The sequence below is a fragment of the Devosia sp. Z6_126 genome (genome assembly GCF_058133495.1).
Genome location: NZ_JBYUNO010000001.1, coordinates 1288898 through 1310842 on the forward strand (window position 1 = coordinate 1288898; position 21945 = coordinate 1310842).

Consider the following 21945-nt stretch of genomic DNA (forward strand, 5'->3'; position numbering starts at 1 on the left):
TCTGGTTGATGGTTGGCTCATCGGAAGAGCAGCTCGGCGCAGCAGTGGCGAGTGGGAACGTTCCCGTAAACGGACATACCGCAGGCGTTTTGCCGCAAGCGGGGCCGCAACCGCGCCATGTTGCTGAACAGGGTATGAATAGGCTTGAGCGCTTCCGCTTTGGCCTGCGCCAATGGTGGCCCTATTACGCCATGATGGCGCCGGGCCTGCTGTTCTTTTTCGTTTGGCATTACGTGCCGATCTGGGAAGCCAAGATGGCTTTCGAGCAGGTTCGCATCATCCCGCCCAATATCTGGGTCGGGCTCAAGAATTTCGGCGTGCTGTTTTCCTCGCCCATCTTCCACCAGGTGCTGCTCAACACGCTGATCATTTCGGGCATGAAGATCCTCTTTGTGTTCCCCGTCCCAATCATGGTGGCGTTGCTGCTCAATGAAGTGCGCAACGGCAAGCTGCGCGGGGCGATCCAGTCGGCGATCTACCTGCCGCACTTCTTGAGCTGGGTGGTGATCGCGGGCGTGTTCATCGCGCTGCTGTCGCCCACTGATGGTGCGGTCAACCAGGTCCAGCAATCGATGGGCTTTGGCACCACTAATTACCTGACCAATACCGGCACGATCCGCTGGGTGCTGGTCGTATCGGAAATCTGGCGTTCGGCGGGTTGGGATAGCCTCTTATATCTCGCGGCGATCTTTGCCATCGACCCGCAGCTATATGAAGCCGCCGAAATGGATGGCGCCAATCGCTGGCAAAAGATCTGGCATGTGACCATTCCGGGGATCGTGCCGACGATCGCGACGCTGTTCATCCTCAATATGGGCATGTTCCTGTCGGCCGATCTCAACCAGGTCATCAATTTCCAGAACGCGGTCAACGCTTCCACCATCGATATCATCGACACCTATGTCTACCGCATGGGCCTTTCGACCGGTGAATATGCGCTGGCGACGGCAGCGGGCCTGTTCAAGGCGGTGATTGGCATGATCCTGGTGTTGACCTCGCATCTCGTCAGCAAGCGCCTTACCGGCAAGGGAGTGTGGTGATGTTTGGTCAATCGCGCCGGACGCCGCTCGAGCGGGTCGAATATGTGCTGATCGTGTCAACGCTCCTGCTGCTGGTGGTGTTCACCCTGCAGCCGCTGCTGAACCTTTTGGCCCTGTCGTTGTCCGAGCCCAGCAAGGTCGCTGGTTTTTCGGGCCTCTCGATCATCCCCGACGGGTTTTCGCCCGATGTGTGGATGCTGCTGCTGCAGCATCCCAATGTGCAGCGCGGCATTTTCAACTCGGTGTGGATGACCGCCACCAGCGTGTGCATCGGCGTCTTCGGCACCGCCTTGATGGCCTGGGGTATGTCGCGGCCGGGCCTGCCCGGACGGCGGATCATTTTCCTGCTCGTGCTCGTCACCATCGTGTTCGAGCCCGGGATCATTCCCGACTATTTCCTGATGAAACGCATGGGCCTGCTCAACACGCCCTGGTCGGTGATCATGTATAAGGCGATCAGCGCCTGGTATCTCATCATCCTGATCCGCTTCTTCGAGGAGATCCCGCAGGAGCTTTTGGAAGCGGCCGAGCTCGATGGGGCCAATCCGTTCCAGACCTTCTTCATGGTGGTGCTGCCGCTGGCCAAGCCGGCGCTGGCGACGATTGCCCTGTTTTATCTCGTGCTGCACTGGAACGAGTTTTTCCGGGCGATGATCTATCTCAACGACCAGACAAAATGGCCGCTGCAGGTGGTGCTGCGCCAGTTCGTCATCGAGGGCGACAAGCTCGCCATCGTCGGGGCCAACAATGCCGCCAACAATATCGGGCTGGCGCAGATCAATATCCGCGCGCTCAAGGCGGGGATGATCCTCATCACCATCCTGCCCATTCTCGCCATCTATCCGCTGATCCTCAAATTCTTCACCAAGGGGACGATGTCGGGAGCGCTCAAGGGATGATTGGGACGACACAATCTTGGGGGGATCGCCGATGGCCCCCCAGCCCGGCCCTCCCCTCAAGGGGGAGGGAGGCCAGGCTCCGAGATCCCGTTTTTCGAACCTTTCCACAAGAACCGCAAAATTGCGGCCAATGACGAAACAAACGACAATCCAAGGAGGAAATGTCTGATGCTGAAGAAACTACTGCTGGCCTCGACGGCCATGGCAATGCTGGGGGCGTTGGCTGCGCCGGCAATGGCGCAAACCACGCTGCGCCTTGTGAGCAAGGATCTGCTCAACAGCAATCCCGATGACGTCAAGGAGATCGAGGCGATCGAAGCGGCGCTCAAGGAGCGCGGCGTTGATGTCGATATCCAGATCGTCGACCTGCCGGGCTCGGGCTATGCCGATGCGCTGGGCGTGATGCTGCTATCGGGCGATATCCCGGACATCATGTATTTCCAGGGCGGCGACCAGAAAATGGCCGAGCAGGGAGTGCTCGAGGACCTTACGCCCTGGATCGAAAAGTCTGAGTTCATCAAGGATGCGCTGTGGCCGCACAATGTGGAGCGCCTCGCGAACTACCCTTATCTGCTCTACGTGTACCCTTCGCGCGCGCCCCAGCCGGTGATGCGCCAGGACTGGCTCGACGAGCTTGGCATGGAGCCCCCGACCACGGTCGAAGGCTATGAAGCGCTGTTCCAGGCCATCCACGATGCCGATCTCGATGGCGACGGCACGCCGGGCAATACGCTGGGCCTGACGGGGTTCGGCAATACGGGCGAACTCGATTCCATCTTCAACCAGGCCTTTGGCGTCAGCGCCACCTGGATGAAGAATGCCGATGGCACCTGGGTTAATTCGCGGGTCACCGATGCCGAGCGCGCCAAGCTCGAATTCTATGCCCGGCTCGCCAGCAAGGGCCTTTACGACAAGGAATATGTCACCAACACGTTCGATGTGAAGGAAGACAAGTTCTATACCGGCCGGGCCGGGGTGATCTTTGGCTCTTCGCCAGAAGTGATCGACATCTATTCGGGCAAGATGCGCCAGGCCCATCCGGGCGAGGAGATCACGCTGACCGTGCTGCCAGTACCGGAAGGCCCGGGCGGCAAGGGCCTTGCAGCGGTTGACGTGTCCAAGGAAGCGCGTGGCTGGGCGATCTCGTCCCTGTCCGAGCACAAGGAAGAAGCCTTTGCCGTGCTCGACTTCATGACCAGCAAGGAAGGTCAGGATATCGACCGCATGGGCTTTGCCGATGTGCACCATACTGTGGGCGCCGACGGCACGGTGACCTTCACCGATCAGATCTCGACCTGGTATGCGCGCTTCTTCAATGCCGCGAACTGGACGCCCGCGACCCCGCTGCTTTCGCCCACGGCGCAGACGGCGCTCGACACGATCAAGGGTAATTTCACCCCGGACAACGCCTTTGTCTGGCCAGCTGAATATGCCGCCGATGTGGACGCGGCCGAGCAGGTTTATCGCGGCTGGGTCGCCAAGTTCATCACCGGCGAAGCGAGCCTCGATCAATGGGACCAGTTTGTGGCGGAATACAATGCCGCAGGCGGCCAGCGCATGGCTGAATATGCCGCGACCGTGCTGGGCCAGTAAGCCCGGCGCAACTTGAGCCCTCCTCCTCTCAAGGGGGGGCTGGGGCGGGGGCTCTGCTGCTCCCGCAACCTTCCTGGCCTTCGTATTGGCCCGAACCCCCACCCTCGATCCCTCCCCTCAAGGGGGAGGGCGGCGCCGCCTCGTAGAAGACTTCAACTGAAAGTGCCCAAACAAATGACCAAATCCCTCCAATCGCGTATTCGCGGCATGTTGCATGGCGTGGCGCTGGGCGACGCGCTCGGGGCGCCGGTGGAAAAGCTCTCGGCCGCGCAGATCCGCGAACGCTATGGACGGGTCACTTCGGTGATGACGCGCTGGCACAAGATGGATTTGCCGCCCGAGCAGCGCAATCACCGGGTGCGGGGGGACGGGATCGTCACCGACGATACGCTGATGACCCTGGCGGTGATGCAGATCTATGCCGAGGAGCGCCGGCATCTCGATGCCTGGGACATGGCCGACGGCATGGTGCGCCAGATTGCCTGGACCCCACGCTGGGTGCCCGAATTGCAGCGCGAAGCCATGCTGATCGACCGGTTGTTTTATCCCGAAAAATGGATTTTCCAGCGCCATCAGCTGTCCAATTGCGATCCACGCCAAGGCGGGATCGGGAACATGGTGAACTGCGGGGCCGCGATGTATATCGCCCCGATCGGGGTCGCCAATGCCGCCGATCCCAAGGGCGCCTATGACGAGGCGATCGCCTTTGCCGCCGGGCACCAGGAAAGCTATGGGCTGGAGGCCGCGGGCGTCGTGGCCGCGGCGGTGGCGGCCGCCTTCGTGCCGGGCACGACGATTGATGCGATCGTAGATACCGTAATCGGATTGGCCAAGGATGGCACGCGCGATGCCATCATCGATATTGCCGCCTTGGCGCACCAGCTGCGCGGCAGCGGGGCTGACCATGCGGCGGTATGCGAAGCGTTCCATGGGGCGATCGCGCGCTATTCAGTGATGGGCGACGACGTCAATCACAGCGCCGCCAAGGTCGGGCGGCTGAGCGATGCCTATCGCCCCTCGCGGCTGCAGGCAATCGAAGAGCTGCCGCTGGCGCTGGGCTTTTCCCTCCTTAACAATGGCGCTTTCCGCCCCTCGATCGAGGACGGGATCAATTCGGGCCGCGACACCGATTCCATCGGGGTGATGGCCGGGGCGATCCTGGGCGCCATGCACGGCGAAGAGGTCGTTGTGGCTGAGGACCGCGCGCAGCTCGACCTGGCCAACCGGCTCGACCTGTTCGCGGCGGCCGATGCGTTCACCGCCGTGGTCGAGGACATGCTGGCGGCGGACCGAAAAGCAATGGAGGCGCGCTGGGTGGCCAGGGCGGAACTGGGTTTGGCCTGATGTGAACTCTGTCCGGCTCGCCGCGCGCCGCGGTTGAGCATCTCATCCAGTCTCTTCAGTATTCGAAAGTTCAAGCATGCTGTCCGAAACCCAAATCCTCGAAAAGATCTATGCCGGCTTTATCGGCAAGGCCATCGGCGTGCGCCTGGGCGCGCCCGTCGAGCCCACGATCTGGAGCTATGAGCGCATCCAGAAGACCTATGGCGAGGTGACGCAGTATCTGCGCGACTTCAAGAATTTCGCCGCCGACGACGACACCAATGGCCCGGTTTATTTCATCCGGGCGCTGCGCGATTACGGGCTCAGGGCAACGGCCGCGGATGTGGGCAAGACCTGGCTCAATTATGCCGCCGAAGAGCATGGCATGTATTGGTGGGGCGGGTTTGGCGTGTCCACCGAGCACACCGCTTATCGCAATCTGCGCGCCGGCATCCCTGCGCCGCAATCGGGCTCGATCGCCCAGAACGGCACGACGGTGGCCGAGCAGATCGGCGGGCAGATCTTTATCGATAGCTGGGGTTGGGTGAACCCGGGCAATCCGCAGCGCGCAGCCGACATGTCGGCCATGGCCGCTTCGGTGGCCCATGATGGCGACGGGCTCAATGGGGCGCGGTTCTGCGCGGCAGCGATTGCGGCGGCGTTCGAGGCCAAGAGCATCGACGAGATCATCGCGACGGCGCTGGCAACGATTGATCCGGCTTCCACTTATGCGCGGGTGTGCCAGGCGGTGATCGATTTTCACCGCGCCAACCCGGACAACTGGCGCGCCTGTCGCGAGATGCTGGAAGCCGAATGGGGTTATGACCGCTATCCGGGCGTTTGCCACATCATCCCCAATGCCGGCGTGACGATCATGGCCATCCTTTACGGGAAGGGCGACCTGCCGCGCACGGCCGAGATCGCGACCATGGCGGGCTGGGACACCGACTGCAATGCGGGCAATGCGGCGGCGATCGTTGCGACCTTCCAGGGCCTGCATGAGGGTTGGGACAAATATCGTAAGCCCATCAACGACTTCCTTGTTGCCTCGGGCATTGTGGGCACGATCAACATTGTCGATATCCCGAGCTTTGCCCGCGAGCTAACCGTGCTGGCGCTGCAGCTGGCCGGCCGCGAAGTGCCCCAGCTTTGGATCGAGGACATGACGCGGCGCGGGTTGCGCTTTGACTTCGATCTGCCCGGCTCGACCCATGGCTTCCGCAGCGATGGCACCAACCAGATCTCGGTCAAGCATTCCGGCGAGCGCCATGTCGAAGGCTCGCGCGGTTCGCTTGAAATCCAGCTCGACCGCCTTGAGCGCGGGCAGGGCGGGCGCGTGTTCTGGAAGCCGTTTTATCGGCGCACGGATTTTGACGACGAGCGCTATCGCCCGATGTTCTCGCCGGTGGTGGATGGGGGCCAGACCGTCAGCTTCAAGCTTTGGCTCGACCCCTGGAATGGCGACGGCAATCTGCGGGTGGTGCCTTATGTGCGCCGCACCATGAGCGGGGCGATCGAGGAAGTGGGCGCCTGGGATGTGCCATCGGCCACCGGTTGGCAGGATTACAGCTTTGCGGTGCCCGAAGGGGCCGAGGCGATCGACGAGATCGGCATTTCCATCGAGTATTTCGGGCGGCTGAAGTTCCTGGGTCGCCTGTTCCTCGCCGATTTCAGCGTTGGTGGTGCGGGTCACACCGTGATCGAGCCGGCAACGGAAGTGCAGGAATGGGGTGCCATTTCGCGCTTCACCTATAATCGTGGGCACTGGACCAAGAGCTTTGGCCGCATCCAGGGCCATACGGCGGGTGATGCCGATATGTGGACCGGCCATTATTATAGCCGCGACGTGACGGTGAAGGCCGATATCCAGCGCCTGTCGGGCATCTCGCAGCTGGTGAGCGCGCGGGTGCAGGGCACCGGCCGGTTCTATGCGGCGGGTCTCGAGGGCGACGAGGTCGTGATCCTCAAGGAGGATTTCGGCAGCACGGTGCTGGCGCGGGCGCCGTTCAAGGCCCAAACCGGCAAGAGCTACGACATCGCATTCACCGTGCGTGGCGACCAGCTCAGCCTTGCCGTTGACGGGCAGCAGCTCGTGACCGCAACCGACGCCGACTATGCCTATGGCATGGCCGGGCTGCGGCTGGCTTCGGCCGGACGGATGAGCGTGGGCCGTTTCGAGATCGTCGAGGGGTAAGGAACCCCTCCCAACCCTCCCCGGGTGGGGGAGGGTGTCTGCCCCGTGGCTGGGGTTTAATCCTGCCAAGGCTTTGGCCCGTGCGCTCCCAGTGAGCGCCGGGCCAGGCGAATCTCAAGGAGAGACCGCATGTCGGAAATCGAACTCAAGCATGTCGGCAAGCGCTATGGCGATGTCACCGTGCTCAATGACATCTCGCTGGAAATGGCGGATGGCGAATTCGTCGTGCTCGTGGGCCCGTCCGGCTGCGGCAAATCCACCCTGCTGCGCATGATTGCGGGGCTGGAGGATATCACGGCGGGCCAGATCACCATTGGCGGCAAGATCGTCAACAATATGCCGGCCAAGGAACGCGACATCGCCATGGTGTTCCAGAGCTATGCGCTTTATCCGCATATGAAGGTGGCGGACAATATGAGTTTCTCGCTCCGGCTGGCGGGAACGTCCAAGGCCGAGATCAAGAGCCGCGTCGCCGCAGCCGCCGAGATTTTGGGGCTGGAAAACCTGCTCGACCGATTGCCGCGCGAGCTGTCGGGCGGGCAGCGCCAGCGCGTGGCCATGGGCCGGGCCATTGTGCGCGACCCCCGCGCTTTCCTTTTTGATGAGCCACTCTCCAATCTCGATGCCAAGCTGCGCGTCAAAATGCGCGGTGAGATCAAGCGGCTGCATCAGCGGCTGGGCAAGACCATGGTTTACGTGACCCACGACCAGACCGAGGCCATGACCATGGCCGACAAGATCGTGGTGCTCAACGGTGGGCGGATCGAGCAGGCCGGCGCACCGCTCGAGCTCTACAACAATCCGGCCAACCTCTTTGTCGCGGGCTTTATCGGCTCGCCCGAGATCAACCTGCTTGAGGCGACTTACACCGGCGGCACCGAGATCGCGATCAAGGGCGGCCAGTCGATGCCGCTCGGCACCGCCCTCGACGTGCCGGCGGGCACTGCGATCACCTATGGCGTGCGGCCCCAGCATATCACACTGGGCGCGAGCGGCGTTCCGGCCGAGGTGCTGGTGGTGGAGCCCACCGGCGACGCGCAGGAAGTGCTGGCGCGGGTGGGCGAGGAAGACGTGTCGGTGGTGGTGCGAGACCATCCCCTGCTGACGCCGGGCGAAGTGGTGCAGCTGGTGATCGATCCAGCCAAGCTGTTTGTGTTCGATACCAAAACCGGGCTGCGGTTGCGGTAAGTTCAGGGCAGCACGCACGCGGGTGGGTGCTTGGACCTCCCTTCCCTTGGGGAGAGGGTTGGAGGAGGCATCAGTGGTCGGCCCGGCGACCCCACCCTTGATCCCTCCACTCAAGGGGAGGGAAGGGCAGGAGCCGTGAGTTGGGTAGCTGGTCCCCCTCCACAGGGAGCGGGAAGCGACGATCCGGCAAAGGGCTCAGTTAGATTGGTTGAATTGATGACGCACGCGCAAAAGGCCTTTGACCCAACTGCAACCGGGCCGCTCGATGGCATCCGGGTGCTGGATCTGTCGCGGTTGATGGCGGGCAATATGCTCAGCCTGCAACTGGCCGATTTTGGTGCCGATGTGGTCAAGATCGAGCCGCCAGAAGGGGACCCCCTGCGCGACTGGCGTGATGACGGGCATTCGCTGTTCTGGAAGACCTATGGGCGTAACAAGCGTTCGGTGGCGCTCAATTTGCGGCACGCGCCGGCAATGGCGGCGTTGTGGAAATTGATCGAAACGGCTGATGTGCTGATCGAAAACTACCGGCCGGGAACGCTGGAAAAGATGGGGCTGGCGCCCCAGGCGCTGCTGGAGCGCAATCCCGACCTGATCGTGGTGCGCATTTCCGGGTTTGGGCAGACCGGGCCTTATGCGCAGTTCCCCGGCTTTGGCACCATCGTGGAAGCCATGAGCGGCTTTGCCGACCGGACGGGCTTTCCCGACCGCGAGCCGGTGCTACCGCCGCTAGCGCTGGCCGACATGATCGCTGGCATCTATGGGGCTTCGGCCACGACTATGGCGCTTTATGCGCGTCAGGCCGGAACGGCGCGGGGGCAGGTCATCGACCTTAGTCTGCTCGAGCCGATGTTTTCGGTGCTCGGTCCGGAAGCGGCCATTCATGCAGTGACGGGCAAGATCAAGCAGCGGGTGGGGAGCGCCTCCAACACCGCATCGCCCCGCAATGTCTACCAATGCGCCGATGGCAAATATCTGGCGCTGTCGGGCTCGACCCCGGCGGTGGCGCGGCGCATTTTCGAGATCATCGGGCGGGCCGATATGAACGAGGATCCGCGCTTTGCCAACAATTCCGAGCGGGTCAAGCACCGCGCCCTGGTGGACGAGGCGGTGGGTGCCTGGTTTGCCCAGCGCCCCAGCGAAGAAGCGCTCGCGGTCATGCGCCAGTCCGGCGCGACGGTGGGGCCCATCTTCAACATAGCCGATGCCATGGCCGATCCGCATTTTGCCGAGCGCGAAATCATCGTCGAAGTGGAGGACGAGCAGTTCGGCCATTTGCCCATGCACGATATCGTGCCGCGCCTCTCCGGCACGCCCGGCGTGTGGCGACGGCCGGCACCAGGCCTTGGCGAGCACAGCACCGAAATCCTGCGCGAAGCGGGGCTGGACGAGGCGGCGATTGCTGCAGCGGTGGCGCCGTGATCCGCTCGCTGCTCTATGTGCCGGCCCATGCCGAGCGCTTCATCGCCAAGGCGCATCAGCGCCAAGCGGATGCCATCATCCTTGATCTCGAGGATGCCGTGCCGCCCAAGCACAAGCTTGCCGCCCGCGAGGGGCTCGGGGCGAGCGTGCCCAGCGTCGGGCAGACGGGCGCGCAGGTGTTCGTGCGCATCAATGCCGCAAGCATCGAAGATGCACTTGCAGCGTGCCGGGCCGGCGCGATGGGCCTCTTGGTCCCCAAGGTGGAGCGCGCGGCAGATCTGGAGCGGCTGGGTGAAGCGCTCGAGCCGACGGAGCGTGAACTCGGGCGCAGCCCCATGAGCCTCGTGGCCATTCTAGAAGACCCCGGCGCTGTGCTTGAGGCACGGGCTATTGCGCGCGCGCCCCGGCTGCTGGCGCTGGCGACGGGCGGGGAGGATCTGGCGCTGGCGCTGGGCGGCCAGCCCACGCCCGACGTGCTGCGGATGCCAAAGCTGCTGGTGCATTACGCCGCCAAGGCACAGGGATTGCTGTCCTGGGGGATGCTGCGCAGCGTGGCTGATTACACCGACCATGAGGGGATCAGCGCGGCGGCGCGCGAAGCGCGCGAGCATGGCTTTGATGGCGCCACCTGCGTGCATCCGGGCGTCGTGCCCTTGCTCAATGCGGGTTTCGCCCCGAGTGCCGAGGAGCTGGCCTGGGCCCAGCGCGTCGTCGCGGCCGCTGACCAGGAGAGTGGAGCCTTTGCGCTGGATGGCCGCATGATCGACGCGCCAGTTATTGCGCGCGCCCAAGCGCTGCTCGCAGTAACAAAGCCGTGACAGTTTAGTTATCCCACTGAAACATTTATAGTTGTCCGCCCGCCGATCCAAGTTGCCGCCGAAGTCGACATGTTGGATTCAGGGTTTTGCAATGGCTTTGCACTAGAAGGGAGTGCTTGAGGGGCCAGTTAAGCTCAATGTTGCGCGTCTATTCCGGTATCGTCGACAATCATGATCCGGCCTATGTCGCGCTCGCGGCCATTATTTGCATCCTGAGCAGTTTCACTGCTGTCGGCCTGGCCCAGCGGGCCATCGTCGCCAAGGGGCAGGACCGCGTTCTATGGCTGCTGGCGGCGGGCGTGGTCACCGGCGCGGGGGTGTGGACCACACATTTCACTGCAATGCTCGGGTTTCTGCCGCAGGCAGGATTGCATTTCAATCCGCTCGAGGCGCTGGTTTCGGTCGGGCTCTGCTTGGTGCTGACGACGCTGGGCTGGATTGTTGGTTTTGCCGATCCGCAGCGGGCACGTGGTCTCCTGGCGGGCGTGCTGATCGGCGCGGGACTGGCCATCGCCCATTTCTTTGACATGACAGCGCTGCATGGCGCCGAGATCGTGCGGATTGATTACGGTTTGCTGGCGATGGCGGTGATCGGGGGCATCGCGATCACCGCGCTTGCGGGCCCGCTGCTGCAGCGCTTTGCCCAGGCGACGCTGGCCTGGCCCGCGGGTGCGGCCCTGGCGCTGGGGGTTTTGTTTCTCCATTTTGTTGCCAGTGCGGGCATCGAGCTGGCCCCATTGATGGGGCTGCCGGCCCGGCCGGAGCTGAAGCTGGCGGGTGTCGGAGGGGTGCTGGTTGGAGGGAGCCTGCTGCTGCTGGCTTCGGCGCTGACGCTGGTGTTTCATCACCGGCGCCTGGCGGATGTCACGGCTGCCGATGGCAAGCGGCTGGCCTCGGCGCTCGAGGCGCTGCGGGGCAGCGAAGCCCATCACCGTGCCTATATCGAGCTCAATTCCCAGATTCAGTGGCTGTCCGATGCCAATGGACGGGTGCTCGAGATGGGGCCGCGCTGGTGGGAGTGCGTGGCGGTGTCGCGCGAGCAAAGTATTACCGAGGGTTGGCTCAATGCCATGCATCCCGATGACCGCGAGCCGGTGCGCGCACTGTGGGCGCGGGCGGTTCGCACTGGCGACGGGAGCATTGCGGATGTGCGCTATCGGGTGCAGTTTCGCGATGGCAGCTATCGCTGGTTTCGGGCCCGCGCCCGGCCGTTGCGCGACGAAGCCGGCACCGTGCTGCGCTGGTATGGCTCGCTCGAGGATATAAACGAGCAGGTGGCGGCCGAAACGGCGCTGCGCCGCAGCGAAGAGCGCTATCGGCTGGCGTCCGAAGCGACCAACGACATCATCTGGGATTATGACGTAGAGCGCGATCGCACCGCCTGGACCGGGATTGCGGGCAAGGTTCTGGGTTATCCCGAACTGGCGCAAGGCACCAATATTGCCTGGTGGGCCGACAAGGTGCATCCCGAGGATCGCGGTGCCCTGGTGGGGATGGAAAAGCCGCTCGGGCGGGACGGGCAAGGGCAGAATACCCAGGAATACCGGTTCCGCACGGTGAATGGGGATTATATCTGGGTCTCCTCGCGCCGGGTGCTGGTGCCCGATGCTTCTGGCAAGCCCGTGCGGTTCGTTGGCTCGATGCTCGATATCACCGCGCGCAAGCAGGCCGAGACCGAGCTGCAATGGGCGGCGTTCCATGATCCGCTGACGGGGCTGCCCAACCGGGCGCTGTATGCCCAAAGGCTCGATGCGGCGCTGGAGCGGGCGCGTGGCACCGGCGAGATCGTGGGCTTGCTGGTGTTTGACCTCAACAACTTCAAAACGCTCAACGACACGATGGGTCATGCCGCGGGCGACCGGCTGCTCAAGGAGATCGCCAGCCGGCTGGTAGCCGCAGCGCCTGAGGGGGTAACCGTCGCGCGGCTGGGGGGCGATGAATTTGCGGTCATCTCACCGGGCCTTGCGGCCGAGGATCTGCGCATGGAAGTGGCGCGGCAGCGGCTTGGCCCGCTTGACCAGCCCGTTGCCATTGACGGGCTGCAGATCGCGGTCAGCTATTGCGCCGGAGGCGCGGTGTTTCCCCGAGATGCGCAAAGCGCGGGCGAGCTGCTGCGGGCGGCGGATCTGGCGCTTTATGCCGCCAAGGCGGATTTGCCCGGAACGATCCGGGGCTTCCAGCCGCAGATGCTGCAGGCCTCCGAAGCGCGAGCCAGGGCGCTGGCCAATGCACGCAAGGCGCTCGATACCGATGCTATCGTGCCGTTCTATCAGCCCAAGCTGTGCCTGCGCTCGGGGCAGGTGACCGGTTTTGAGGCGCTGCTGCGCTGGCATGACCAATCCGGGTTGCAGCCGCCGGCCAGCATTGCCGCCGCATTCGATGATGCCCAGCTCTCGGTCGAGATCACCGATCGCATGCTCGACCGGGTGTTGGCCGATTGCGTGGCGTGGCGTGAAGGTGGGCTGGAGGTTGGCCGGGTGGCGCTCAACCTGTCGGCGGCGGATCTGCGCCAGCGGGGGCTGGCGGAACGGGTGCTGTGGCGGCTCGACAATGCGGGACTGCCGGGAAGTGTGCTCGAGCTCGAAGTCACCGAATCCGTGCTGATCAGCCAGATGGGCGGGCATGTCAGCACGCTTGAAAAGCTGCAGCAGGCGGGTGTCACCATTGCGCTCGACGATTTCGGCACGGGGTATGCTTCGCTGACCCATTTGCAGCAGTTCAAGGTGGATGTGCTCAAGATCGACCGCTCTTTTGTGGAGCTGATCGGCTCGAGCGAGCGGCGCGACACGGCGGTGATCAATGCGGTGCTGGAAATGTCGCGCAGCATGGGCATCACCACGGTGGCCGAGGGCATCGAGCGGCGCGAGCAGGCCGAATTTCTGCACGAGCGCGGCTGCGATCTTGGCCAGGGCTATCTGTTTTCCCGGCCCATTCCCGCTAGCCGGGTTCCCGACCTCCTCGAGCAGTTGGAGGAACGCCGCTGGGAAGCGGCGCTCCGGGCCGACCAGACCGCCGGCTAAGGGGCTGCACCAGGCGGCAGCCCCATGCTGCGGGGATCAGGCGACGACGAGCGGGGCGCCGCTTCGAACATGATCATAGAGATGGATGATGTCCTGAGGCAGCATGCGGACGCAGCCGCTGGATACGGCCTTGCCGATCGTGGTTTCGTCCTGGTTGCCGTGGATGCGGTAGATCGTGTCCCGGTTGCCCTGGTGGATATAAAGCGCGCGGGCGCCGAGGGGATTGTCTGGTCCCGGCTCCATGCCGTGGCGATATTGCTCGAGTTCGGGGTGGCGATCGATCATTTCGGACGGCGGCGTCCAGCGCGGCCAGGCGCGCTTATAGGCGATATGGGCACGCCCAGACCATTCAAAGCCAGCAGCACCGATGCCCACGCCATAACGGGTGGCGCGACCGTTTTCGCCCACATGGTAAAGGAAGCGATCGGTGGTATCGACAATCACCGTGCCGGGCTTTTCCCCGGTGGGATCGTCTACCTCCTGGCGCCAATAAACGGCTGGCACCAGCTCCATGCGCGACGCGCGAACGGGATAAAGATCATCGGTGATGGCGCCATACATAGCCTGGACATCGGGCGGCACGCTGGTAGGCAGGGGCTTGGCCGTGGGCGGCGCATTGGGGGCGCTGATTGCCGAGGCGGCAACGAGGCCCGGGGCAGAGCTGGTGCATCCCGCCAGTCCCAGCCCGGCAAGGGCTGCACCTCCGGCGAGAAATCTGCGTCTGCTCAATACGGGGCTCGTCATTGGACCATCCTTGGTTCTTTGTGGTTTTGCCGGGGGCTGACCCGGAGGAGAAGGAAAGGTCAGTACTGTTGACGCAGGGCAAAGGGCAGGCCCCTCAAACGATCGTGTGCTCTTTGTGGTCAGATGCGGGAGGGGTGAGGTTTTGCGGCAACGGTTTGGCGCGCTAAGGGCCGCAAAGTGGCCGGTTTGTCGCAGGGGGAACGTTGCCGGCGGGGTGGCGTTGGACCGGGCAAGGAGTGCCCCATGAGTGCTGTAACCACGATCCCCAAGCTCGATCTCAACCGCTATCTCGGCCGCTGGTATGAAATCTGCCGGCTGCCGCTCAAATGGGAGGACGAGACCGCCACCGACATCACCGCGACCTATTCGCTGAGCGATGGGGGCAAGGTGCGGGTGGACAATCGCTGCTTTGATGCGGAAGGCAAGCCGAGCCAGGCTCTGGGGGAAGCCACACCGGTCGATGACAGCAAGGCCAAGCTCAAGGTGACGTTTCTGCCGGGGTTTATCCGCTGGCTGCCGTTCACCAGCGGGGATTACTGGGTGCTCAAGCTCGATCCCGACTATCAGGTAGCGCTGGTGGGCGGGCCGGACCGCAACAATCTCTGGGTGTTGGCGCGCGAGCCGCAACTGCCCGAGGCGGTGCTCGAGGAAGCCCGCCGGCAGGGCTTTGACCTCAGCAAGCTGATCACCCCGCGCCACACCGGCCGGCAAGTCACCGACGCGATGGTCGAGGCGCAGTAGCTAGCGGCGCGGCTCGAACAAGCGATCGCGCGAGCCGGAGAGGTGGGTTTTCATCATCTGGCGCGCGCCCTCGGCATCGCCTGCGCGAATGGCGTCGTAAATGGCGGTGTGTTCGGTGAATACATGCGCGAGCCCATCGCTGGTGCTGCGCAACGACATGCCATGAAAGCGCATGCCCACGGCGATATGTTCTTCCAGCGCCTGCATGGCGGTGGAGAAATAGGGATTACCCGAGGCCTTGGCGATGGCCAGGTGGAACATGAAATCGGCATCGGCGCGGTGGGCCTGCCGGTTCGTGGCGTCGCGCAACAGATCAAGCGCGCCCCGGATTTCGGCGAGCGCCGCATCGGTGCGGCGCGTTGCCGCCATGGCCGCCCCCTCAGGTTCGATGGTGAGGCGGAAATCATAGCAGTGCTGCAGATCGGAGAGGTTCTCCATCTGCCCAAAGCCCAGCGGCTCGCGCAGGCCATGGTCGCGCACAAAGCTGCCGGCGCCACGGCGTGAATAGATCAGCCCCTGATCGCGCAGGCGCTGCAGGGCGTCGCGCACGACGGGCCGCGAAACCTGGAATTCGGCCGCCAGCGTATGCTCGGTGGGCAGGCGCTCATCGACGCCATAGGCGCCTGATTTGATGGCCCGCAACATGCGGTCGAAAACCGCGTCGGAAAGGCTGCGCCGTGCCTGGAGACCATCGGACATAGCTGTTCGTGTCACTCCCCTTGCCCCGCAACCGGGGAGGCAAGCAGACGCAGCAGCGTGTCGCTGTCGCCAAAGCCCCCCGATTTGGTGATTATCGTGAAGCCGCCGCCGCGGGCAAGGGGCAGACCGGGCAAGGCTTCGCCGTCAAGGAACAGCACGCCAATGCCCATGGCCTCGAGAATGGCATGGGCGGTGGCGCCGCCCGAAAGCACGAGGCGGGTGCCCGGCGCGGGGGCCAGCCGGGCAAGCGAGGCGGCCAGGTTGGCGGCGACGCGGGCAGGTTCGGCCGGCTCGGCGCCCGGCGTGGCCTGCAGCAGGGTGAGGGGCGCGGCGGCAGGCAATTGTGCCGGCGCGATTCCGAGCGGGGCGGCGAGATAAACCAGGTCGGGCCGGCGTGCCCGCAGGGCTTCGATCTGCGCCAGGGTGATGGGATCGGTGGAGCCGATGACGTAGATCGTTGACGCCGGTGCCGCTGCGGCGAGGTGCGGCTCGTTTGCGGTGGACCAGCTCTGGGCCAGCGCCTCGGCGAGGCCACGGGCGCCCACCAGCAGATCATGCTCGCCGCTGGCGAGCGCTGCGGCGATATCGGCCTGGGTGACGGCGTCGGGAATGGTGGCCTTGCCGGAATGCGCGCCAAGGCGGCTGGCGACGCTGATGGGCTCGCTGATGCCAAAGCCGCCCAATTGCCCATCGCGCGCCCAGCGGCCAAAGGCGGGAATCGCGGGGATCACTAGGGCGTTGGTATAAGTGATGGCGTCGAGCTCGGCGGGGATATTGCCCTTGAGGCGGGAGTCGACTTTTTTGAAGATCGGCAGCCCACAGGGCAGTTCGGCGAGCGCCGCCTGGACGGCGGCCGTGGCGGCGAGCGGGTCGATCTCGCGGCTATTGGTGGATACGCCCACGATCTCGGCGCCGCTGGCCAGCGCCTCGGTCAATCCGGCCGGCGCGAGCGCCACGGCGGTCGAGAGGCCATGCATGGCAAAGGGGGCGCTGGCATCGAGCGCCCCGGTCAGATCGTCGGCGAGCACAACCAGCCGGGTCATGCCAGGCCGATGGTGGCGACGCGGCGCTGCGCCTGCACTTCGGGATCGGGATCGAGCGCCGCGGCAAGGAGGCGCTGGGTATAGGGGTGCGTGGGCGCCGTGAAGATCTGCTCGGTGGGGCCACGCTCGACGATCTCGCCGGCCTTCATCACAATCACCGTATCGGCAAAGTCGCGCACGACTCCCAGATCATGGGCGATGAAGAGGAAGGAAATGCCCAGCCGTTCGCGCAGGCTATTGAGCAGCGCAATCACCTGGGCCTGGATGGAGACGTCGAGCGCCGAAACCGCCTCGTCGCAGATGATGAGTTCGGGCTCGAGCGCAAGAGCCCGGGCAATGGCGATGCGCTGGCGCTGGCCGCCCGAGAACTGATGGGGATAGCGGGTGGCGTGATCGGCGCTGAGACCGACTTGCTCCAGCAGTTCACGCACGCGCGCCTGGCGCTGCTTGCGGTCGGGCATGAGCTTGTGGATGTCCCAGCCCTCGGAAATCAGCTGGTAAACCGACATGCGCGGATTGAGCGACTGGGTGGGGTCCTGGAACACCATCTGGATCTGCCGGCGCACGCCGAGCAGCTCGCGCGGGCTGAGCTTGAGCAGGTCCTGCCCCTTCCAGAACGCCGCTCCGCTGTCGGCGGTTTCGAGGCGCAGGATCGAGCGGGCCAGGGTGGATTTGCCCGAGCCGCTTTCACCGACAACGGCAAGGGTCTGCCCGCGCGCCAGCGTCAGGGATACGCCTTTGAGGGCGGTATATTGCCCGTAGGTCTTGCAGAGGTCGCGCGCTTCGAGCAGCACCGGCGCTTGCGCGTCGAGCAGGCGGATCTCGCCCTTGCCGGGCGCCGAGCCGATCAGCTTGCGCGTATAGGCGTGCTGGGGGTTGTGGTAGACATCGTGGACCGTGCCGGCCTCGACGATCTGGCCGCTGTTCATGACGACGACACGGTCGGCAATTTCGGCGACGACCCCAAGGTCATGGGTGATGAGCACGAGACCCATGCCGGTTTCGGCCTGCAATTCCTTGAGGAGCGCGAGCACATCGGCCTGGATGGTGACGTCGAGCGCGGTGGTGGGCTCGTCGGCGATCAGGATATCGGGCTTGAGCGCCAAAGCCATGGCGATCATCAGGCGCTGGCGCTGGCCGCCCGAGAACTGATGGGGGTATTTGCGCACGGCGTTTTCGGGTTCGGGAATGCCGACGCGGGTGAGGAGATCGAGCGTGCGGGCGCGCGCTTCGGCGGGTGAGCGGCCATGGGCGGTCATCACCTCGCCGATCTGCCAGCCCACCGGGTAAACCGGGTTGAGATGGCCCAGCGGGTCCTGGAAGATCATGGCGATGCGCTTGCCATTGATGGCGCGGCGCTGCTCGTTGCTCATCGTCAGCAGGTTTTTGCCCTCAAAGAGGATCTCGCCCGAGGTGATATGGGCGGGGGGCATATCGAGGATGTTGAGTACGGCCGAGGCGGACACCGACTTGCCCGAGCCGCTTTCCCCGAGGATGGCGAGGGTTTCGCCGCGATTGACTGACCAGGACACATTGCGCACGGCATGAACGGTGCCGCGGGCGGTGTGGAAATCGACCGACAGGTTGTGAACCGAGAGCAGGGCCTCAGGCATCGGTGGTGCTCCGCGCTTCAAGGCGCCAGCGCTGGGCGGGATCGAGCGCGACGCGCATCCAGTTGGACAAGAGATTGAGGGCAAGGGTGGTGATGACGATCAGCAGGCCCGGCCAGAAGGCCAGCCACCAGGCCGAGGTCAGATAGGGGCGGCCCTGCGACACCATCAGGCCCCAGGTGATGTCGGGCGGCTGAATGCCGATGCCGAGGAACGACAGCGAGGATTCCGCCAACATCACAAAGGCGAAATCGAGCGTGGCGATGGTGACCAGCGTGGGCGCGACGACGGGAAGGATATGGCGGAGGATAATGCGGCGGTTCGAAGCGCCCATCACCACGGCGGCCTGCACGAACATACGCTGGCGCACTTCGAGCACTTCTGCGCGGGTGGTGCGCAGATAGATGGGGATGCGGGTGATGGCCAGAACCAGGATCATGTTGGGGATGGAGGGGCCCAGCACGTAAAGCACGATCACCGCGATGAGGAGCGAGGGGAAGCTCATGATGACGTCGGCAAGGCGCATGATGGCCTGCGAGACATGCTTGCCGAGATAGCCGGCGAGCAGGCCCAGCACCGCGCCCACCAGCATGGCGACGGCCACGGTGCCGGCGGCAACCAGCATGGTCGAGCGCGCCGCGACAACGAGGCGCGCGAGCATGGGGCGGCCAAGGCTATCGCCGCCCAGCACAAAGGCCCAGCCGCGCGCGAGGTCAAAGGGCGGGCTGTTGCGGCCGCGCAGGTTTTGGCTCGAGGCGAGATCGCCCAGCAGCATGGGGCCGAACACGGCAAAGAGGATGATGATCAGCAGCACGATGGCCGACACCAAGGCCAGCTTGTCGCGCCAGAGCATGGAGAGCAGGGGCCAGTGGCGCTGTTTTTCGCTGGGGGCGGGAGTGACGGTCGAAAGGTCCGACATGGCGCGCCTCCTCAGTGCCGAATGCGCGGATCGAGCAGGCCATAGGCGATGTCGATCAGGATGTTCATGAGGAAAATGGCAATGGCGGTGACCATGATGGCGGCGAGCACGACATTGAAATCGCGCTGCAGGATGGAGTCGATCATGAGCTTGCCGATGCCGGGGAAGCCGAAAATGGTTTCTACGATCACCGCGCCGTTGAGCATGGCCGCAGCCTGGTCGCCGATCACGGTGATCACGGGCAGCATGGCATTGCGCAGGGTATGCACGAAAATGATGGGCAGGTTGCGCACGCCCTTGGCCTTGGCCGTCTTGACATAGGGGGCACTCAGCGCCGCGAGCATGGAGCCGCGCACCACCTGCACGATGAGCCCGAAGGGGCGCACAAACAGAACGGCAATGGGCAAGATCCAGTGCCAGGGCGTGCCGACACCAGAGGTGGGCAGCCAGGCCAGGTTGATCGAGAAGATGACGATAGCGACGATGGCAATCCAGAAATCGGGGGCCGAAGCGCCGATCAACGAGATGATGGACACCAGCCGATCGAAGAACCCACCGACATTGAAGGCGGCGAGGGCGCCCAGGATAATGGAGGCCACGACAACGAGGGCCATGGTGATCAGCGCCAGCGGCAAGGTCCAGGCATAGGCTTCCAGCACCACATCGATGGCCGGACGCGCCTTGCGCAGGCTTTCGCCGAAATCGAGATGCAGGAAATCCCAGACATAGCGACCGAACTGTTCCATCAGCGGCAGGTCGAGACCGTTGATAGCGCGGAACTGCGCCTTCATTTCCTCGGTCGCATCGATGGGCAGGAACAGGGCCGCCGGATCACCGGTGAGGCGGGACAGGAAAAAGACCAGCACGAGCAGGCCCAGGAGCGACAGCAAGCTGGCGATGGCGCGCTGCGAGATCAGTTTGGTCATGGCCGATCATCCGGTTGGAAGCGAAAGACGATGCCGGGGCTTGGGCCCGGCATCGCGAAGTTTGGTAATCGGGGCGTCTTACTTGAAGCCGATTTCCGAGAGCTGCAGCTGCTGGTTGGTGGCGATGGTGGGCGTGAAGTCGAGACGCTCACTGACGCGGCTATGGCCAACCATGTGGAAGAGGAGCGCATCGGCAACCACTTCGTCATGGACATAGGCAAACAGCTCGGACCAAAGAGCAGCGCGTTCCTCACCGGTAGCGGCAGTGGCGCGCTCGATCAGATCGTCCGCCTTGGGGTCGGAGATGCCCGACTGGGTGCCGTTGCTGTGGTACTTGAAGTACATCGAGAACACCGGGTCGCCGCGTGAATTGTCGTGCTGGGCAACAACGAGCTGGGCAGGACGGCCTTCGGGATAGGGCTTGGAGTAGTACTGCTCGTGCTCGGCCACTTCCACCATGCGCAGGCTGGCATTGAAGCCCACTTCATTGAGCATCTGCACCAAGGCTTCGCCCACTTCGGTGACATGGGGGAAGTTTTCGGTACGGGCGATCACCTCGATGGGTGCCTTGATGTTGACGCCTTCGGCCTCGGCCTCCGCGAGCCAGGCCTTGGCCTGTTCGGGGTCATAGGCATGGGGCTCAAGGTCGGCGTTCCAGCCCAGCGTTGTCGGCGGGACCATGGCGGTCGCGAGTTCAGTGCCGGCGGCGAGCACGGTGCCGATGAAGGCCTCGCGGTCGATGGCGGCGTTCAGCGCCTTGCGGACGCGCAGGTCGCCCATGGGCTCGACGGTCTGGTCGATGCGCAGATAGACGGTTTCCGAATTGGGATAGGTGAAGTCGGTCGCCGGGTTGGTGGCTTCCACTTCGGTGATCTGGGGGGCGATATCGGCTTCGCCGGTTTCCACCATGGCCGCGCGCACGGCGGGCTCGGAGCGGAACACATAGGTGGCCGAGGTCACGGCCGGAGCCTCGCCCCAGTAATCGTCGCGGCGGGTCAGCACGATCTGCTGGCCGGCGGTCCAGTCGGTCATCGCATAGGGGCCGGTGCCGATCGGCTCGCGCACGAATTCCATCGGGGTTTCGGACGGAACGATGGTCACGAGCGACATCAGCAGCGGCAGAATGGGCTGGGCGGGCTCGGCCTTGACGTCGATGGTGTTGTCATCGACCACGGTGAAGGTCAGGTCGGTGTCGGCGAAATAGCGCGCGCTTTCGCAGGTCAACTGATCGCTGAACACGCGGTCAAAGGAGTGCTTGACGTCGGCAGCGTCAAAGCTGGTGCCGTCCGAGAAGGACACGCCCTGGCGCAGCTTGAACTGCCAGGTGCCGTCGCCTTTGTCTTCCCACGATTCCGCCAGGCGCGGCATCAGACCCTTGTCGCCGCGCACATCGAGCTCGGTCAGGGTTTCGCTGATGTTCTGGAGCACGACGCGGCCGATATTGGACCGGGTGGCCATGCAGGGATCCACCAGGTCGAGCTCTTCGCTCAAGACCACGGTGATATCGGTATCGGACTGCGCCATTGCCGGGGCAATCGCGGTGGAAGCCAGCAGAACGCCGACCAGAATGCGTTTGAAGATCAATTCTACCTCCCTAAGGCAGCTTGCGGATGGATGAACGCCGCTGCGAAGCGCTCCCGCTCGTTCCTCCGGACGCGCCGATAGCAGTCGGCTTGCCGTTGGCCGGCACTATCTAGCGCTGTCATGGAGTTGTCAAACGAATTTGGGTGAGTGCCGCTGCGGCATTCCGTTCTCCGATATAAGAC

The 21945-nt window shown here is 64.1% G+C and carries 17 protein-coding genes; 10 read left to right on the top strand and 7 right to left on the bottom strand.

All coding sequences use genetic code 11. The features are described from left to right. Nucleotides 1–134: 134 nt before the first annotated feature. The 9 genes from AC3YOG_RS06315 (at nucleotide 135) to AC3YOG_RS06355 (ending at nucleotide 13497) form a co-directional block, all read left to right on the top strand. Nucleotides 135–1040, top strand: a complete 906-nt coding sequence (locus AC3YOG_RS06315; RefSeq protein WP_127755362.1) for an ABC transporter permease subunit — start codon at nucleotides 135–137, stop codon at nucleotides 1038–1040. Beyond that, nucleotides 1040–1939 carry a carbohydrate ABC transporter permease gene (locus AC3YOG_RS06320; RefSeq protein ID WP_127754643.1) on the top strand — a complete coding sequence of 300 codons (900 nt, stop codon included), beginning with the start codon at nucleotides 1040–1042 and terminating at the stop codon, nucleotides 1937–1939. Before AC3YOG_RS06315 ends, AC3YOG_RS06320 begins: the two co-directional genes overlap by 1 nt. 168 nt (nucleotides 1940–2107) lie before the next feature. Then, entirely contained in the window at nucleotides 2108–3532 is a 1425-nt protein-coding gene (locus AC3YOG_RS06325; RefSeq protein ID WP_489934476.1) for an extracellular solute-binding protein, read from the top strand. A gap of 174 nt (nucleotides 3533–3706) precedes the next feature. Beyond that, nucleotides 3707–4876 carry an ADP-ribosylglycohydrolase family protein gene (locus AC3YOG_RS06330; RefSeq protein WP_489934477.1) on the top strand — a complete coding sequence of 390 codons (1170 nt, stop codon included), beginning with the start codon at nucleotides 3707–3709 and terminating at the stop codon, nucleotides 4874–4876. Nucleotides 4877–4952: 76 nt separating this feature from the next. Beyond that, entirely contained in the window at nucleotides 4953–7049 is a 2097-nt protein-coding gene (locus AC3YOG_RS06335) for an ADP-ribosylglycohydrolase family protein (protein WP_489934478.1), read from the top strand. 129 nt (nucleotides 7050–7178) lie between these two features. Then, a complete protein-coding gene (locus AC3YOG_RS06340; protein WP_489934479.1) occupies nucleotides 7179–8237 on the top strand; it encodes an ABC transporter ATP-binding protein in 1059 nt (352 codons plus the stop codon). Nucleotides 8238–8453: 216 nt separating this feature from the next. Further along, entirely contained in the window at nucleotides 8454–9659 is a 1206-nt protein-coding gene (locus AC3YOG_RS06345; protein WP_489934480.1) for a CaiB/BaiF CoA transferase family protein, read from the top strand. Continuing rightward, nucleotides 9656–10477 carry an HpcH/HpaI aldolase/citrate lyase family protein gene (locus AC3YOG_RS06350; RefSeq protein ID WP_489934481.1) on the top strand — a complete coding sequence of 274 codons (822 nt, stop codon included), beginning with the start codon at nucleotides 9656–9658 and terminating at the stop codon, nucleotides 10475–10477. The genes AC3YOG_RS06345 and AC3YOG_RS06350 overlap by 4 nt, the downstream gene beginning before the upstream one ends. Nucleotides 10478–10614: 137 nt before the next feature. Further along, the gene (locus AC3YOG_RS06355) at nucleotides 10615–13497 is read left to right on the top strand and encodes a bifunctional diguanylate cyclase/phosphodiesterase (RefSeq protein WP_489934482.1); all 2883 of its coding nucleotides are present in this window, start codon (nucleotides 10615–10617) and stop codon (nucleotides 13495–13497) included. A gap of 36 nt (nucleotides 13498–13533) precedes the next feature. Here AC3YOG_RS06355 and AC3YOG_RS06360 read toward each other — a convergent pair whose 3' ends face one another. Next, nucleotides 13534–14241 carry a L,D-transpeptidase gene (locus AC3YOG_RS06360; RefSeq protein ID WP_489934483.1) on the bottom strand — a complete coding sequence of 236 codons (708 nt, stop codon included), beginning with the start codon at nucleotides 14239–14241 and terminating at the stop codon, nucleotides 13534–13536. A gap of 243 nt (nucleotides 14242–14484) precedes the next feature. Between AC3YOG_RS06360 and AC3YOG_RS06365 the strand changes: the two genes are divergently transcribed. Further along, nucleotides 14485–14982, top strand: coding sequence for a lipocalin family protein (locus AC3YOG_RS06365; protein WP_489934484.1), 498 nt, complete (start codon nucleotides 14485–14487; stop codon nucleotides 14980–14982). Here the strand turns inward: AC3YOG_RS06365 and AC3YOG_RS06370 are convergent, their stop codons facing one another. The 6 genes from AC3YOG_RS06370 to AC3YOG_RS06395 form a co-directional block, all read right to left on the bottom strand. Next, nucleotides 14983–15681, bottom strand: coding sequence for a FadR/GntR family transcriptional regulator (locus AC3YOG_RS06370; protein ID WP_127754634.1), 699 nt, complete (start codon nucleotides 15679–15681; stop codon nucleotides 14983–14985). A gap of 11 nt (nucleotides 15682–15692) precedes the next feature. Beyond that, nucleotides 15693–16724: a four-carbon acid sugar kinase family protein gene (locus AC3YOG_RS06375; protein WP_489934485.1), complete on the bottom strand. Its 1032-nt coding sequence runs from the start codon at nucleotides 16722–16724 to the stop codon at nucleotides 15693–15695. Beyond that, a complete protein-coding gene (locus AC3YOG_RS06380; protein ID WP_489934486.1) occupies nucleotides 16721–18337 on the bottom strand; it encodes an ABC transporter ATP-binding protein in 1617 nt (538 codons plus the stop codon). Before AC3YOG_RS06380 ends, AC3YOG_RS06375 begins: the two co-directional genes overlap by 4 nt. Beyond that, nucleotides 18330–19187, bottom strand: a complete 858-nt coding sequence (locus tag AC3YOG_RS06385; RefSeq protein WP_489934561.1) for an ABC transporter permease — start codon at nucleotides 19185–19187, stop codon at nucleotides 18330–18332. Before AC3YOG_RS06385 ends, AC3YOG_RS06380 begins: the two co-directional genes overlap by 8 nt. A 77-nt stretch (nucleotides 19188–19264) precedes the next feature. After that, the gene (locus AC3YOG_RS06390) at nucleotides 19265–20179 is read right to left on the bottom strand and encodes an ABC transporter permease (protein WP_127754630.1); all 915 of its coding nucleotides are present in this window, start codon (nucleotides 20177–20179) and stop codon (nucleotides 19265–19267) included. 78 nt (nucleotides 20180–20257) lie between these two features. Continuing rightward, nucleotides 20258–21703: an ABC transporter substrate-binding protein gene (locus AC3YOG_RS06395; RefSeq protein WP_172125727.1), complete on the bottom strand. Its 1446-nt coding sequence runs from the start codon at nucleotides 21701–21703 to the stop codon at nucleotides 20258–20260. Between the last annotated feature and the right edge of the window lie 242 nt (nucleotides 21704–21945).

What these genes read in the sequence shown, in the direction of transcription:
- AC3YOG_RS06315 (WP_127755362.1), top strand. Translation starts at nt 135, where the DNA reads ATGAATAGGCTTGAGCGCTTCCGCTTTGGCCTGCGCCAATGGTGGCCC.
- AC3YOG_RS06320 (WP_127754643.1), top strand. Translation starts at nt 1,040, where the DNA reads ATGTTTGGTCAATCGCGCCGGACGCCGCTCGAGCGGGTCGAATATGTG.
- AC3YOG_RS06325 (WP_489934476.1), top strand. Translation starts at nt 2,108, where the DNA reads ATGCTGAAGAAACTACTGCTGGCCTCGACGGCCATGGCAATGCTGGGG.
- AC3YOG_RS06330 (WP_489934477.1), top strand. Translation starts at nt 3,707, where the DNA reads ATGACCAAATCCCTCCAATCGCGTATTCGCGGCATGTTGCATGGCGTG.
- AC3YOG_RS06335 (WP_489934478.1), top strand. Translation starts at nt 4,953, where the DNA reads ATGCTGTCCGAAACCCAAATCCTCGAAAAGATCTATGCCGGCTTTATC.
- AC3YOG_RS06340 (WP_489934479.1), top strand. Translation starts at nt 7,179, where the DNA reads ATGTCGGAAATCGAACTCAAGCATGTCGGCAAGCGCTATGGCGATGTC.
- AC3YOG_RS06345 (WP_489934480.1), top strand. Translation starts at nt 8,454, where the DNA reads ATGACGCACGCGCAAAAGGCCTTTGACCCAACTGCAACCGGGCCGCTC.
- AC3YOG_RS06355 (WP_489934482.1), top strand. Translation starts at nt 10,615, where the DNA reads ATGTTGCGCGTCTATTCCGGTATCGTCGACAATCATGATCCGGCCTAT.
- AC3YOG_RS06360 (WP_489934483.1), bottom strand. Translation starts at nt 14,241, where the DNA reads ATGACGAGCCCCGTATTGAGCAGACGCAGATTTCTCGCCGGAGGTGCA.
- AC3YOG_RS06365 (WP_489934484.1), top strand. Translation starts at nt 14,485, where the DNA reads ATGAGTGCTGTAACCACGATCCCCAAGCTCGATCTCAACCGCTATCTC.
- AC3YOG_RS06370 (WP_127754634.1), bottom strand. Translation starts at nt 15,681, where the DNA reads ATGTCCGATGGTCTCCAGGCACGGCGCAGCCTTTCCGACGCGGTTTTC.
- AC3YOG_RS06375 (WP_489934485.1), bottom strand. Translation starts at nt 16,724, where the DNA reads ATGACCCGGCTGGTTGTGCTCGCCGACGATCTGACCGGGGCGCTCGAT.
- AC3YOG_RS06380 (WP_489934486.1), bottom strand. Translation starts at nt 18,337, where the DNA reads ATGCCTGAGGCCCTGCTCTCGGTTCACAACCTGTCGGTCGATTTCCAC.
- AC3YOG_RS06385 (WP_489934561.1), bottom strand. Translation starts at nt 19,187, where the DNA reads ATGCTCTGGCGCGACAAGCTGGCCTTGGTGTCGGCCATCGTGCTGCTG.
- AC3YOG_RS06390 (WP_127754630.1), bottom strand. Translation starts at nt 20,179, where the DNA reads ATGACCAAACTGATCTCGCAGCGCGCCATCGCCAGCTTGCTGTCGCTC.
- AC3YOG_RS06395 (WP_172125727.1), bottom strand. Translation starts at nt 21,703, where the DNA reads ATGGCGCAGTCCGATACCGATATCACCGTGGTCTTGAGCGAAGAGCTC.